The following is a 15,240-nucleotide window of genomic DNA, read 5'->3' on the forward strand; positions in this document are numbered from 1 at the left end:
CCCAGCAGGCAGAGCAAGCGCGCTTTCGACCGTGCCTGCGCTGCCGACCTGAACTTGCGCCCGGCAACGCCCCCGTCGATGACTCGCAACGAATCGCGCAGCTCATCGTCGAACGACTCGAGGACGGCTCCATCGGCAACGACGCCGGGCTCGAAGCGATCGCCCAACAGTTCGAACTGAGCTCGCGACAGATCCGCCGCATCGTTCACAAGGAGCTGGGCGTGGCACCGGTGCAGCTGCTGCTCACCCGTCGGTTGCTGCTGGCAAAGCGCTTGCTCAGCGAGACCACGCTGCCCGTGACCGAGATTGCGTTCGCCAGCGGCTTCTCCAGCCTGCGACGCTTCAATGACGCATTCAACTCACGCTACGGACTCGCTCCGACGCGCCTCCGCAAGAATGTGAAGATTGAATCGTCAGCAGCCAACGGCGATAGCTCAACACTACAGCTGGTCTATCGACCGCCCTACGACTGGACTGGCGTGCTCGAATTCCTGGCGTTCCGTGCACTCAAGGGTATTGAGTGGGTCACGGACAGCGCCTACGCACGCACCGTGCACATGGGAGCAGCGAAAGGTTGGATTCGAGTCACTCACGCCAAACAACCGAACACGCTCAACCTGGAATTCAGTCACAGCCTGACCAGCGTGTTACCCACGCTGCTGACTCGAGTGCGCAGCCTGTTCGACTTGAACGCGCGCATCGACCTGATCGTGCGTCACTTGAGCAAGGATGAACGCCTCGCACCGCTCGTGAAGCGCACAGCCGGCCTGCGTGTGCCAGGTGCATTCAATGGCTTCGAGTTGGGTCTGCGTGCGATTCTCGGCCAGCAAGTGACCGTCAAAGCAGCGACCACGCTCGGTTGCCGATTCGCCGAAGCGTTCGGCGAACCCATCGTCACGCCCTACCCGGATCTGAGTCGTCTCACGCCCTCGCCGGCTCGCGTCGCCGTCGCCACCGTCGACGATATCGCCAAGTTGGGCATCGTCAGCATGCGCTCCAAGAGCATCATCGCTTTGGCTCAGGCGCAATTGTCCGGCGCGTTGGCGCTGGATGGCGGCGTGCTCTACAAACCCGAAGACGCCATTCGTCGCCTGGCCGAACTGCCAGGCATCGGCCCGTGGACCGCGCATTACGTCGCCATGCGCGCTTTGAGCTGGCCCGACGCGTTCCCCAAGGAAGACATTGCCATTCGTAACGCGCTCGGGGGCGTGACTGCCAAAGAGGCCGAAGAACTCTCGCAAAGCTGGCGGCCGTGGCGCAGCTACGCAGTGATGCACCTGTGGCGCAGTCTCGCCGCACCGAAAACTGCGACACCTTGAATTGCTGGCGGGTCGCCCGCATCTTTCCGGTTTCCTTTGTCCCCGTTCCGGAAAGCTCATGACCGCCCCGATCAAGATCGACTTTGTCTCCGATGTTTCCTGCCCCTGGTGTGTGGTCGGGCTGCGGTCCCTCGAACAAGCCATCGAACGCGTCGGCTCCGACGTCAGCGCCGACATCCACTTCCAACCCTTCGAACTCAATCCGCAGATGGCGCCCGAAGGCCAGGACATCGGCGAACACATCACTCAGAAGTACGGCTCGACGCCCGAGCAGATGGAACAGAGTCGCGAAGGCCTTCGGGCCCGAGGCGAGGAACTGGGCTTCACGTTCAACATGGACAAGCGCGCTCGCATCTACAACACCTTCGACGCTCATCGGCTGTTGCATTGGGCCGAGCAGGAAGGCCGTCAGCATGAGTTGAAGAAGGCCTTGTTCGCCGCCTATTTCACCGACGGCCGCAATCCCAGCGATCGCGAAGTGCTAATCGACGTGGCCGCACAGATCGGCCTCGATCCGGTGCGCGCTCGCGAGGTTCTCGAATCCAACCGTTATGCCGACGAGGTCCGCGAACGCGAACAGCACTTCGGCCGCCTCGGTATCCGCGCCGTGCCCTCGGTCATCATCAACAACAAGTACCTGATCCAGGGTGGGCAGCCGGTCGAAGTGTTCGAACAAGCGCTGCGCCAGATCGCGACCGAGAAACACACCAACTAGGGTAAGATTCGGCGCGTTCCGGGGAACGTGGGACCTCGCTTGACGCGCAAGAACTATTTGCTCCTGCTGATGGCCGCCTGGGCGGTGTTGTGGGTGGCGCTGGCCATTGCACCCCTGCACCGCTCGGACTGGGTACTGGAAAACGTGCTGCTATTGGCGGGAGCCGCCGGCATCGTCGCCACCCATCGCGTGTTCCCGCTCTCCAACGTCTCCTATACCTGCCTGTTTGTGTTCCTGTGCCTGCATACGGTGGGCGCGCACTACACCTACGCCGAAGTGCCGTACGAAGCGGCCGGACAACACTGGCTGGGCTTCTCCATCAACGGGCTGTTCGGCTGGGAGCGCAACAACTTCGACCGGTTGGTGCACTTCAGCTACGGCTTGTTGCTGGCGTATCCGATTCGAGAAGTGTTCCTGCGCATCGCTTCGGTGCGCGGCTTCTGGGGTTACTTCCTGCCGCTCGACCTCACCATGTCCAGCTCGATGCTATATGAGCTGGTCGAATGGGTCGCAGCCGAAGTGTTCGGCGGCGATCTCGGAGCAGCGTTCCTTGGCGCGCAAGGCGACATCTGGGATGCGCAGAAGGACATGGCGCTGGCATCGTTGGGTGCATTGATCACGATGCTGATCACGCTGTGTATCAACGCCAAGTATCAGCGCGACTTTCAAGCCGAATGGGCCGAGAGCTTCCGCGTGCATAGTCGCGAACCGCTCGGCGAAGTGGCCATCGCCAAGATGATGAAGAAGGCGACCAAGAGCTGACTGGGCTTACTTGCGACCGCGCCGCAGTTTGTTGAACTCGGAAAACTCCCACGCTCGCAGCGACAAGATGGCGCTACAGCTGTCGCGCTCGGCCAGCGGCTTTCTCGCATCCTTGTGAGCCAGCTCTTCGAACTCGGTGGCGAGCCGATCGATGCCCGCCTTGAACTTCATCAATGAGTCGGCGGTCAGCAGCCCGCCGAAAAAACGCAGCTCATCGCCCGGCCCCTCGAAACGGCCGCCGAAAAACTCCGGCACCACACGCTTCAAAAAGAACTCGTGCACCGGCCCATCCTTGCGCCATGAAAAATTACGCGCCGTGAGCTTGCGAATCCGGTTCGGCGGCAGGAACTCGGCGATACCGAGCCGCTCCAGCTTCAGCAGGATGTCGATCAGCTCGCTCTCGTTGACCTGAAAGGTCGAGACGATTTCCTGGAAGCGCCAGTCGTTGGCGGTGAGATAGGCCACCAGCAACAGCTTGGGCTTGTTGACGATGGCCCGCTCCTGCTCGTCGCTGAGCTGCGTGAGCATGGCGCCCGGTGCCGGCGGATGCACCAGGTCTTCCAAGTCGATGCCCACCACGTGGCAAATCTGATCCAGCCGCTGCAATGAGAACGTGCCACGACTCAAATCGCGTTTGACGGTGGGCTCGCTGAGCTTCAAGCGCTTGGCCAGATCGCGGTAGGTGACGCCGCGCAGTTTCAACACAGCCTTCAGATTGTCGATCAGCGATTTGGAGTTGGCCATTCGCAGCGCTTTCCCGAAAGTATAACGATACGATACCGGGCGTATCGGAAGGTGTCACGCCGAGGCGAGTATTTGAACCGCTGGGCGGCCGCCCGCAGGCTGAGCGCGCATCACATCACACCCTACGAGAGGCGCTCTCATGCCGATTCGATTCGACAGTGTGTTCGTCACCGCCACGGGGTCGTTCCTGCCGGGCCAGCCGGTGGCCAACGATGACATCGATCGTTTCATCGCTCCGCTCAACGCCACCTCGGCACGCATCAAGCGACGGATTCTGGCGGAGAACGGCATCGTCACACGGCACTACGCCATCGACGATGCAGGTGCGACGGTCCACTCGACTACACAAATGGCGGCGGCGGCCATCAACAATTGCATCACCGACGCGCACGTCACGTTGCAAGACGTGACAATCCTGTGCACCGGTTCTTCCGGCGGCGATCTGGCCATGCCCGGCTTTGCCAACATGCTGCAAGGCGAATTGCATGCGCCGCCGATGACCACCAGCACTCACCAAGGTGTTTGCGCTGCCGGCATGGCAGCCATGCAACACGCTGCGACTGCCTTGGAGCTGAGCGAGTCCGGACACGCGTTGGTCGCGGCGAGCGAAATGCCGTCGCGAATGTTCAAGCGCTCGCGTTTCGCTCCTCGCCAGTACGAGACTGACTTCGACTCACACTTCTTGAGATGGATGCTGTCCGATGGCGCCGGCGCTTGCTTGCTCAGCAGACAGCCGCGTAACGCTGGGTTATCTCTGAAGCTGCGCTGGATTCACAATCGTTCCTTCAGTGGCGATCTGCCGGTGTGTATGCAGATCGGCAAGGCCGCCGACGGCTCGGGACCGTCCTATCTCGACTACGCCTCGTTGGCCGACGCCGAAGCCGACGGCGCGTTCCTGTTACGACAGGACGTGCGCCTGCTACCGAACTTGTTCGAGCTGGGCATTCACGAGTACGCAACGCTGGTTCAGCAGGACGTGTTTCGACCCGAGCAGATCGATCACTTCCTGTGCCACTACTCGTCGCAGAAATTCGCCGGTGTGGTCGAGGACTTGATGCAACGAGCCGGCCTCGCGATCCCGCGCGACCGCTGGTATAGCAATCTCACTTGGCGCGGTAACACCGGCGCAGCGTCGATATTCATCATGCTGGCGGACTTCGTGCGCGAGCGCGAGCTCAAGCCGGGCCAGCAGATCCTGTGCTTCGTGCCGGAGTCGGGACGCTTCAGCGTGTCCTTCATGCAGCTGGAGGTCGTGCCGGCGAACAGCAGCAGCGAAGCACTCGACATCGCCCCGCCTCATGAAGTCTCAACGACGCAATCGGCGAAAGCGGCGAAGTTGGTCCAGGCGCTTGCATCCGTCTGGCACGACTATCGCTCTCGCGCGTGGCGAACACCGTTGGTCCAGAAGATCACCACCGGCCAATTCACCAACGCGGACTACGTGAAGTGGATGGGCTGTTGGATTCCGCAAGTTCGCGAAGGTAGTCGCTGGATGGTCGCGGGCGCGGACCACCTGGACGAACAATATTCGCTGCTGGCGACCCTCGTCCGTAAGCACGCCGGCGAAGAACACAACGACTTCAAAATCCTATTCGATGACTATCGCCTGGCGGGCGGCACCGCCCAAGCCATCGAGGACCTGCGTCGCAATCCCGGCGGCGAAGCGCTGAACGCCTATATGCATGGACTGGCGAGCCAGTCGAACCCGTTCGGGTTGCTCGGCGCCATCTACATCATCGAAGGCACCGGCCAGCGAATCATCCCGGCCCTGTTACCGCTGTTGAAACAACAACTCGAACTGCCGGCGCAATCGTTCCGCTTCCTGACCTATCACGGCGACAACGATGTGTCGCACCTGGCCCGCTGGCTCAGCGCGGTGGAAATGGCGATCGAACTCAGCCCGGGCTGTGAGGAACGCATCCTGGCCGTGGCCCGCGCGACTGCCGATCTCTACGTCCTGCAGATGGAGCACGTTCTGTGAGTACTCAACCGAAGTTTCTCAGCGAACCGCACGATCCCGAGGACCCGAGCCCGTGGCGCGCGTTGTATCTGGATCAAAGCCTGCCGCTGGCCGAGCAATGTAAACGTGCCTGGCTGGAAGATCTCAGCTCGCGCTCGCGGCAGTTCCTGCTGCCGCTGGTGCGGCCGCTAGCGAGAGCCAGCATCGTTTGTTTTCAGCTACTCAAGATCGTGCTGCCCAAGCGCTTCACCTCTTCGGCGCTGTTACATCGACTGCTGGAATGGAACATGCGCACCTGGGTGTCGCCGAACGCCAATCTGCTGATCTTTCGCCACTTCCATTTGGGCTCGGAGATCCTGGATTTCATCGCTCGCAATACCCGCGGCGTGCAAATGAAAACCACGCCGCTGAAGCCGCGCCGGCTGGCGGAAGTGCGCGATCATCTCTATCTCAAACACGACATCAATTTGTTCAATTTCGTCATCGGCCTGAATCAGCAACTGCGCCAGCAGGGCCTGGAACTCGCGCCCATCGACGAGCTGGATTTCAGCGGCATCAGCGACGGCGATCTGGCCATCGAGCCGCTGCCGGATCGCTGGAGCAACTTCATCGATCTGCAAACCGCCATCGAGCTGTACACGCCGGTGTATCAGCTGCTGCTGACCGACAACGACTTCTGGCGCGCCTCCAATTCATTGCAGCTGGATGAGACGGTCGGCCTGTATGTGGCGCGCCTGCTGGGCACGGCCTGGACCCCGGCATTGATCAACAATCGGCATCCGCTGGTGCCCATGTCGACGCTGCGGGCCGGCTTTCGCCTGGTGCTGCACGGCCTGGCGACGGAAACGCAACATGCGTTGTTGGTCCAATACAAACGCGCGCAAGCCCGCGAAAAAGCGGCCGCTAACTGAAGCCCAGCTGAACAGCGCGCGTCGTATCGCCCCACAATCCCCGACAAATTGGCTCGGAAAGCGCCAAAGCGGGTTGGCTCGACGCGCGCTCTCCCCTACGATTCGCCCCCATGAATTCGCGTCTCTGCCGATGGCTCGCCATCCTCGCCCTTTGCTCAGCCTCCTGGGCCCACGCCGCCGGGACTGCTGCTCCCTTCGACCTGACGGGCCCGTCGCTCGAAGTCACCGTGACTCGCGGTGGCGCGACGCTGCCCATCGCACAGGCCCCGCATCTGGCCACCGGCGACAAGCTGTGGATCAAGGCGGACTTTCCGGAGACGCAGTCCGAGCACTACCTGCTGATCCTCGCCTTCCTGCGCGGCCCCACCAATCCGCCGCCCAAGAACTGGTTCTTCAAGTGTGAGGCTTGGAAGAAGGCCTGCCAGCAGAAAGGCCTCACCGTGACGGTGCCCGAAGGCGCCCAGCAAGCGCTGATCTTCCTGGCGCCCGAAGACGGCGGCGATTTCAAAACCCTGAGCAACGCGGTGCGCGGCCGGCCGGGTGCATTCGTTCGAGCCACGCAGGAGTTGAATCAGGCCACGCTGGATCGTTCGCGCCTCGAGCGCTATCTCGCGTCCATTCGCCATCTCAACGCTGCGAACCCGGCCGTGTTGAAGGACACGACGCCGCTGCTCGCACGCAGCCTCGGCATCAAGGCCGATGAAAAGTGTCTCGACCGTCTGCCGCAATTGCAGGCGCCCTGCCTGATGCAGGGACAGGAAACGCTGATCCTCAACGACGGTCACAGCGTCTCCATCGTCGAATCGTTGACCACGGGCCCCGCCAGCGACCTGGTCATGGCTGCCAGCCACACGCCGCAAGCCAACTATGGTTACTACAGCCCGTACTTGTCGTCGCTGTTCGACCTGGGCCGGCTGTTCGATTCGTTCCGAGTCGCCAATTATCAATACATCCCAGCGCTGGCCACCGCGCTGGGCACCAAACTCACGCTGACGCTCAACACGCCGCCTTCGTTTCAGAATCCCAAGTCGGTGCTGGTCGCAGCGCTGCCGGCGGTTGAGCAGGCGCTGCCGCCACCGCTGCACGCCGTGAGCCCGAAGGATATTTACTGCGCTCGCAGGGACTCGCTGGTGCTACCGGTGGAAGGCGCCCCGTTGGTGTTCGCAACCGAGTACGCGCACAACACGGTGCTGCGCGTGGCAGGCAAGGACGGCGAAACTATCGATCTGCCGGCAACGGCCGATGCCACTCAAGGCGGCTTCGTGGTCGACACCTCGCCGCTGGCGACCGCCAGCCTGTCGGAACGATTCAAAGGTTCGCTGCATGGCTACTGGGGCTTCGACAAGTTCGACGGCCCGGGCTTCCAATTGGTCAACACCCACTCGCAATCCTGGTCGCCCTCGTCCCTCGATGACGGCTCGTTGATCATCGGCCGCGCCAACACCATTCATCTGCAAGCCGGCAGCGTCGCGTGCATCGATCGCATCATGGTCAAGGATCCCAGCGGTAAAGAGCTGCGCGTCGATTGGTCGCCGGTAAAGGCCAACGAGGTCGAGATCAACCTGCCGTTGCAGCAGGCCGAGCCCGGCGCCGTGACTTTGCTGGTGTCTCAGTTCGGCTCCAGCGAACCGCACCCGGTCGAGCTGCGCGCTTATCCCGAAGCCGGCCGCTTCGAAAGCTTTGCCATCCATGCCGGCGAGTCGCATGGCGTTCTCAAGGGCAGCCGACTCAGCGATGTCGCCAGCCTGTCGTTGAAGGGCTTGGACTTCGTGCCGACGCCGTCGGCCACCGATACCAAGAGCGATGCGCTGAGAATGGAAGTGGTGAGGCCAGTCGAGCCTGAGAGCACGACGGCGGACGCCGCGCCCGAACAGCCCGCCCCGAGCTTGCAACAAGGCGATACCGTCAAAGCCAAGGTCAAGCTTCGAGATGGACGCAGCTATACGGTCAACGTCACCGTGGCCGCGCCACGTCCCAGCGTCGAGTTGGTCGGCAAGAGCGTGCAGCTCTCGACGCGTAGTAACGAAAGCAACATTCAGCTCGCCAGCGAAGATCAGTTGCCGCAAGACGCGCAGCTCATTTTCTCGGTGAAGGCGAAGTCGCCGGCGATCTTCAGCCGCGAAGCCAACATTGAAGTGGCCAGCAAGGATGAAGGGTTCGCGACCACGCTCAGCCTGGCAAATCGCGGCATCACGCTGGTCGATAGCAAAGTGGCTGTAGTCACGTTCGACCCGGCCAAAGCGTTTGGCTTCTCCGCGTTCGGGCCACTGAAGTATCGAATAGTGAATCAGGGTGTCGCGGGCGACTGGCAGTCGTTGGTGACGCTGGTGCGACTGCCGGTGCTGCAGGCACTGCAGTGCCCGGCCGTGGCCGAGCAGGCCTGCAAGCTCACGGGCTCGAATTTGTTTCTAGTCGATTCGGTGTCCAGCGATTCGGAATTCAAGAAGGCCATCGCTGTGCCGGCAGGATTTCCGGGCCGTGCGTTGCCCGTGCCTCGGCCCGGCAAGAGCGGTTTGTACGTGAGGCTGCGTGATGATCCTTCGGTGATCAATGTAGCCGCGCTGACTGCGGAAGAATTGCCGCCGCCCCCGGGCACTGAGCCTGCTCCTGCGCCGGCCGCCCCCACGCCAGCGCCCGTGGATCAAGCCGCCGCGACCGCGCCTGCCGCTATTGCGTTTTAAGTCCAGTGTTAGCGGCTGCGAAATACGGCCGCTCGGGGACGAACAACAACCGATTGGCCGCGACTCGCCATTCCTTCGGCGCTCGCTCGCCTAACAACACCAACGCGGCGCTGTAAGCCCGCGCACGCAATTTGATATCGATGTCATCGAGTTGCTGTTCGGCGCGCGCCACGTCGCCCTGCCGGACCAAGGACATGAATTCGAGCACCCGCTGCGCGTCCGGTGTCGGCTCGGCACGGAAGGAAGCCAGATAGGGCTCGGCATCGGCTCGCTCGCGCCACGCGAGAGCCAACGAAACCAGCACCGTATCCGGATCGATGCCTTCGGTGATCGGCAATGCCAACGCTTTGGCAATCAGATCGGCTTTAGCGCCATCCGACGCCGCAGCGAAGCGCACGATGCGCGGGTCCGGCGCCTGATCCCGCTCCAACTCTTGCATCGCCAGCGCCGGAGCGCCACGGCCCAGGTGGTAGTAAGCACGATCGTTGCCGGGCTGCACGCCAGCCCCCGACTCCAATGAATCGAAATAAGAAAGCGCTCGCGAGTGCTGTTCCAGCCCGCCCAGAGCGGCTTTGCCGGTATCGCTGAGCATGCGGCGCACGCGCAGAGTATCCATCGCAATTCGCTCGCCCATCGAGGGCGGCACGCTTTGCAACGCCACGTCCAATGGCGCCAGCGCCTCTTGCCAATGAGCCTGCTGCAAATGAGAGTACGCCACGGCAAACGCCAACCAGCCATTGGTGGGCGCCTGCGCATACAACTCCGCAAACGCACGATCCCGCTCCGCGTCGCCTTCGAGACAGCGTGCCGTCAGATACTTCAAATCGAAGTTGCTCGGTTGGCCACTCGCTAGCGAACGGTGACGTTCACACACTTCGAGGCGCCGCCCCTCTCGAGCGAAGTCCTGTTCCGCACGCAGCGTCAACATGTCATTGGGCTGCAGCGCCAGCCGAGCACGCAGCAGTTCGTCGAAGTCCGACATCCCGGAGGCGGCACTCAGCCAGAAAGCGGTGTACTGAGCATCGCTGGAATCCCAGATGACGTGCATGGCGGTCACGTCGTGTAACTGCTTTTGATCCTTCACCCATTGGAACAGCGGCGTCGGATGCTCGGCGCCATAGGCACTCAGCACGGTCCGCGTATCGCCGCTGCTGGACCTTCGCGTACTGAGCTGCGACGGTGGCTCCTCGAAAATGAAACTCGCATCGGACGTCGTCCAGCGCATCGGCCCGACAACCCGCTCGGCGGGCGCAGTGACATTGCCGTAAACCGCAGTCCATTCCATCAGCAGGCTGGCACCAGCGACGTTATAAACATTGTCATTCGAGCCGGACGGAATATCGACCTGGAACTCCTCGATCAACTCGCCGGTGATTGCGGTGGTCTTGATGACGTAATGCTCCTGATCGAGCAACGGCAACTTGGCGTGCGAGAACGGCCGCAGACGTACTTCGTCGGCGCCGACCGCAACCTTGACCGGCCGGCCGAGGCCGTTATAAATATTTACGATAGTCGTGTTGACCACCGTACCTACCGTGGTGCCGACGCTCAGCACCGCTGCGATGATGCCGCACGCCACCGTCAAGCGCGCCAACGTCGGCACCAATCCATCGGCGACGTGGAAACGATCCCATAGATCCAGCTTCTTCTGGCGCGGCCGTTCACTGCCCGGCACGAACACCGGATACTGATTCGGCACCACACTGGGCTCGGGCGCCGCGCCCGGTTGCAGCTTGGTTCGAACGAAGCGCGCCACCTGCCCTTCGACCAGCAACAACTGTTCGAGCGAGGCCTGACGCAGCGCTGATAAAGCCGCCGCCGCACTCCCTACCCAACTATCGATGGCCTGAAGCCAATCGCCCAGGTTGTTTTGATCTGCCGGTGGCAAATTGAAATCGCCCAGCGCCGCTTGCCAGCTGTCCACTTTCAAACGACGCAGCACGGTGCGATCCAACTGAATCAGTCTGCCCTCGTCCTCGTAGATGTGACGAAGCGCGTTGTGAACGTCGGCGCAGGCATGGATCAGCCGCCGACGCTCACCATCGGAAACGCGACCGTCAGCGGTGACGATGTTGAGCACGTTACGCATGGCGCCGTAAGCGTCCTGCAGATTCGCGTCGTTATGCTCGGCATAATGCAACAGCGCCAGCAAGCCTTTGAGATAGTCCTCCCAACCGTTGCCCAACTGCTTGGCGGCCGATAGATGCACGCTTCGGCAACGCTTGTCGTGACCCAGCACGGCGGTGCGTACTCGATCCAACTCTTCCTTGCAATCCTCGATGGCCTGCTGCAGATCGGCACGACGCAACTCTTTACCGCGATGACGAATGATGCCGCCGGGCGCGGTCAGAAAGCCTTCTTGCAGGGCTCGCAGCGCCTCGTACTCCTCTTCCAGCGAACGCAACTGCTGCAACTCCGCCGCCAACGATTCGGGATAGATGGCCTCCAGCTCGGCAAGAATGTGCTCATCCCGCAACACCGGACCGTACAACTCACCGGCGCTTTGCGAATGATTGGTCAGCGGACGGCCCAGATAAGCCCCCCGATACGAGCGGTCGTAATAGGCGCGGTTGAACTTCTCATCCAGCTTCGCCAGCGACTCCTCCACCGGCACCGCCTGCGCATCCGTGATCGAACGAAACACGTGCGCGGTCATCCGCTCCTTCAACGCGGATACGTCGTCGAACAGTTCCCAGGCAGAGCGGTCGTCGATGGCCGCAGCGATATAGGTTCGCTTGGCGTTGAGTTCGCGCTCGGAATTCTCCGGATGAGTGCTCCACATGCGCGGCGGCTGACCGAGCGATGATTTGAACACTCGATGTTGCTCGGGGCTGGTCGCGGGTAGCGGATCGATGTCGCCGTACGCCGGATTGTCGAGCACCTCGCGCAACTTCGTCGTCACATGCCTTTGCACGGCAAACAAATCGACAACGCGGCGTTTCTCTCGCACCTCCGAGTCCGCGAAAGCCACCGCGCGACTCCACGCTTCATCGGCCGCACCCAGCTTGTGGAGCGCGTGAATAAGCGCATCGCTACCCGTGAGCGACACAGCAACCAGGTCCGCCTGCAACTCCATTTCACGTGACAAGGCGCGCTGCGCCAACAGCACCAAGCGAAACACTGTCTCCATCATGGAGCGGATCGACCAAATGATCAGCGACAACAGCCAACCCACCCAGGCGATACGCACATCGAACCGCGACAAGCCCCGCAGAAAGCTGTCCAACGCATCGCGCTTGGAAATGATGTGAGCCGCGATCTGTTGGGCGATGTAAACCCAACGACCCACCGCCATACTGCGCTGGGCGAAATGACCGAACTCATGCGCCAGCACCGCCTTCAACTCGCCCAAGGTCAACGTGTTGACCAGCGCCAGGCCGATCTCCAGATTCTTGCGCGAAGGAAACAACAGGTTCAGCACAGTGAGGTCGTAAAAGACCGCCGCATTGACTCGGGGGGATAGAAACACCCGATGCGCTCGTGGCGCGCCGGCCTCGTCCGCCAGGCGATTGATGAATGCAAACAGCCGCGGTTGTTCCTGAGCGGTAACCTCGATGTCATCGATCTGATGCCGATGCTGGACGAAGAACAGCGCCTTGCACATGAAGATGGCCAGGAACGCCGCACAGGCGCCGCCCACCGCACTCCACAACGGCTCGCCGCCATGGGTGGCGCCTAGAAACAATCGATAGGCGGTCCAGCTGAACCAGGCCGTGAGCCCCAGATACAACGCCACGAACAAGGCCAGGCCGCCCATGGCCAGCCAGGCATGCAAGCGATAGGTCTGGGTGCTTTTGGTGAGATCCGCCGGCACTGAGCTGGGACCGGCCGGGTAGACGTGTTCCGCTGTCATGACACCGCTCTCTTGTTATAACTCGAGCTGCCGCGCGGATATAACAGAACGGCACCCGGGTCGACAATGATTGCTCACACAGTCGCCCGGCCCGCGATGCTCGCGGGGTGTTTACGGCACAAAGTTTGTTAGTTCGGCGGCGGTGCCGCTCAAGAAACTTCGATCTCGATGGGCGCGCCTTCCACGCTGCGGCCCTCTTCGCACTTGACCGGGCTGACCGGAATCAACGTGATCTTGCCCTTGCGAAGCATGGTGGCGCCGCGGGTCTGGTCCATCTGGTAGTCGGAGTGAAACTCGACCGAGCGCTCCGGATCCACCACCCATTGCAGGCTCTGCGCGACCTCCGCTTCCACCTGCTGTGGCGGGCGATACACCCAGCACTGACCGGGCTTCAGTTCGTCCCGCGAAATCTGCTTCCACGTGCCGGTGATCCGGCGCTCCACATGCAGCACCACCTTTTCGCCCTGCTGAACCTGGGCCGGCGAGGCCGAGCCGGTCAACACCACCTGCTGCTCCCCCTCGAGCACATACACGGACGGCGCGCGTTGTTCGCACCCGGCGAGCAACGTCACAGTGGCGGCGACCAAAGGCAGAGTTACATGGCGCATGGTAGAGATCTGAGGTTCGAAAGCGGTCATTGTAGGCTAATCCGTTTGACCATGACGGCGGCGGTCTGCGAGGATTCTCACCGGCACGTTCCTTTTACAACATTGACTCGCCACGCATGAAAATTACCTCGCTTGCGCTCGCCGCCGCCATTGGCTTGACCCTCGCTGCCTGTTCGCCGAAGTCGGAAGCTCCCAAAGAGCCGGCCGCCGCGGAAACCGCAGCGCCTGCCGAAACCGCTAAGGCTCCCGGTGCCTTCAGCATCGGCGAATACCAAGCACTGAGCCTGCTGGACGGCACGCTGGAATTCCCCAACGACAATAAGGTCGTCGGTGTCGGCAAGACCGCGGAGGAAGTGGCTGCAGTACTGACCGCTGCCGGCCTGCCCACCGACAAGCTGGGCCTCACCATCGAACCGCTGCTGGTCAAGGCCGGCGACAAGGTGTTGTTGTTCGATACCGGCGCAGGCACCAACTTCGGCCCGACCGCCGGCAAGCTCGGCCAGTCGTTGACCGAGGCCGGCGTCGAAGCCGCCAGCGTCACCGACATTTTCATTTCACACGTGCACGGCGATCACGTCGGCGGCCTGGTCAACGCCGACGGCGCGCTGGTGTTCCCGAACGCAACGGTTCACATCGGCGCGGCGGACTGGGCCTTTCTGCAAGGCTTGAGTGCCGAGAACGGCGCCAAAGTCGGGGTTGGCAACCCGGTCGCGTTGGTCACTGCGGTCACGCCGAAAGTGGATGCGTTCAAGCCGGGTGCCGACCTGGTGCCGGGCGTGGTTCAAGCCGTGGACATCAAAGGCCACACGCCGGGCCATTCCGGTTATTTGATCGGTGCCGGCGCCGACTCGGTGCTGTACATCGGCGACACCATGCATCACTACGTGGTGTCGGTGCAGAAGCCGGATTGGACCATTGCCTTCGACCACGACGCGCCAACGGCACAGAAGAGTCGCGCCGAAGTGTTGGCCCAGAGCGCGGCCAGCGGTCAGCGCATCTATGCCGTGCACTTCCCCTACCCCGGCTTGGGCAAGTTCGAGAAGCGCGGCGAAGAGTTCGTTTGGGTCGCTGAATAACTCAGCTGTGATGGCGGAGTGAATCGACGCTGTGGTCGTACAGCGTCTCCAGCGCCGCCGTACATTTGTATAGATCGAACAAGTTACAGGCTCGTGCACGGGCGGCCACCGACATCGCGGTGGCCCGCTCGTCATCGCTCAACGAGCGAATCAATGCGCTGGCCAGCGCGCTCACATCCGTCTCGGCAAACGCGTAGCCCGTGACGCCGTCTTCGATGGCTTCACCGACTCCGCCACGAGCCGACGTCACTACCGGAACACCGGCCGCTTGGGCTTCCACGATCACGGTGCTCAACCCTTCGGCGTCGCCATCCGCCGCAGTAATGCTCGGCACACACAACACGCGTGCCTGCTCCATCTCCTCCTTGACGCGCGAGTGAGGCACCGCAGCTAAAAACTTCACCGGCACCTGTAACGAGTCCGCCAGTGAGCGACACTCGGCGAGCATGGGCCCGTCGCCGACCATCACCAGCTCCGCATCCGCCAGCTGTCGATGCACTTCGGCGAAAGCACGGATCAGGATGGTCGGCCCTTTCTTTTCCACCATACGACCGACGAACAGAATGCGATGTCGACGCGCGCCAATCTCGAGACCTCGCAGTGCGAACTGA

11 protein-coding genes are annotated in these 15,240 nt (G+C 62.1%); 7 read left to right on the forward strand and 4 right to left on the reverse strand.

Annotated features, from left to right (window positions below; genetic code table 11):
• The 3 genes from JNL55_RS31580 to JNL55_RS31590 all read left to right on the forward strand — a co-directional run.
• The coding region (locus JNL55_RS31580; RefSeq protein ID WP_293863992.1) for a DNA-3-methyladenine glycosylase 2 at window positions 1–1,319 on the forward strand (1,319 nt) is incomplete at its 5' end.
• Window positions 1,320–1,377: 58 nt separating this feature from the next.
• A complete protein-coding gene (locus JNL55_RS31585) occupies window positions 1,378–2,034 on the forward strand; it encodes a DsbA family oxidoreductase (protein WP_293863995.1) in 657 nt (218 codons plus the stop codon).
• 69 nt (window positions 2,035–2,103) lie between these two features.
• Window positions 2,104–2,796: a DUF2238 domain-containing protein gene (locus JNL55_RS31590; protein ID WP_415923203.1), complete on the forward strand. Its 693-nt coding sequence runs from the start codon at window positions 2,104–2,106 to the stop codon at window positions 2,794–2,796.
• Window positions 2,797–2,802: 6 nt separating this feature from the next.
• Here JNL55_RS31590 and JNL55_RS31595 read toward each other — a convergent pair whose 3' ends face one another.
• Window positions 2,803–3,540, reverse strand: a complete 738-nt coding sequence (locus tag JNL55_RS31595; RefSeq protein ID WP_293864000.1) for a helix-turn-helix domain-containing protein — start codon at window positions 3,538–3,540, stop codon at window positions 2,803–2,805.
• Between the two features lie 139 nt (window positions 3,541–3,679).
• On the opposite strand from JNL55_RS31595, the gene JNL55_RS31600 reads away from it, so the two are divergent.
• The 3 genes from JNL55_RS31600 to JNL55_RS31610 all read left to right on the forward strand — a co-directional run bounded on the left by JNL55_RS31600 (window position 3,680) and on the right by JNL55_RS31610 (window position 9,092).
• A complete protein-coding gene (locus tag JNL55_RS31600; protein WP_293864003.1) occupies window positions 3,680–5,521 on the forward strand; it encodes a 3-oxoacyl-[acyl-carrier-protein] synthase III C-terminal domain-containing protein in 1,842 nt (613 codons plus the stop codon).
• The gene (locus JNL55_RS31605; protein ID WP_293864007.1) at window positions 5,518–6,411 is read left to right on the forward strand and encodes a DUF6999 family protein; all 894 of its coding nucleotides are present in this window, start codon (window positions 5,518–5,520) and stop codon (window positions 6,409–6,411) included. Before JNL55_RS31600 ends, JNL55_RS31605 begins: the two co-directional genes overlap by 4 nt.
• 110 nt (window positions 6,412–6,521) lie before the next feature.
• Window positions 6,522–9,092: a hypothetical protein gene (locus tag JNL55_RS31610; protein ID WP_293864010.1), complete on the forward strand. Its 2,571-nt coding sequence runs from the start codon at window positions 6,522–6,524 to the stop codon at window positions 9,090–9,092.
• On the opposite strand, the gene JNL55_RS31615 is transcribed toward JNL55_RS31610, so the two are convergent.
• The gene (locus JNL55_RS31615; RefSeq protein WP_293864013.1) at window positions 9,079–12,945 is read right to left on the reverse strand and encodes a M48 family metallopeptidase; all 3,867 of its coding nucleotides are present in this window, start codon (window positions 12,943–12,945) and stop codon (window positions 9,079–9,081) included. The two genes, JNL55_RS31610 and JNL55_RS31615, sit on opposite strands and share 14 nt — an antisense overlap.
• A gap of 149 nt (window positions 12,946–13,094) precedes the next feature.
• On the reverse strand, window positions 13,095–13,583 hold the full coding sequence (locus JNL55_RS31620; RefSeq protein WP_293864016.1) for a hypothetical protein: 489 nt from the start codon (window positions 13,581–13,583) through the stop codon (window positions 13,095–13,097).
• A gap of 86 nt (window positions 13,584–13,669) precedes the next feature.
• Between JNL55_RS31620 and JNL55_RS31625 the strand changes: the two genes are divergently transcribed.
• Window positions 13,670–14,629 carry an MBL fold metallo-hydrolase gene (locus JNL55_RS31625; protein ID WP_293864019.1) on the forward strand — a complete coding sequence of 320 codons (960 nt, stop codon included), beginning with the start codon at window positions 13,670–13,672 and terminating at the stop codon, window positions 14,627–14,629.
• Window position 14,630: 1 nt separating this feature from the next.
• Here the strand turns inward: JNL55_RS31625 and JNL55_RS31630 are convergent.
• A partial coding sequence (locus tag JNL55_RS31630) for a glycosyltransferase (protein WP_293864022.1) occupies window positions 14,631–15,240 on the reverse strand: 610 nt, incomplete at its 5' end.

It is taken from the genome of Steroidobacter sp., from assembly GCF_016790065.1.
Taxonomy (GTDB): domain Bacteria; phylum Pseudomonadota; class Gammaproteobacteria; order Steroidobacterales; family Steroidobacteraceae; genus Steroidobacter.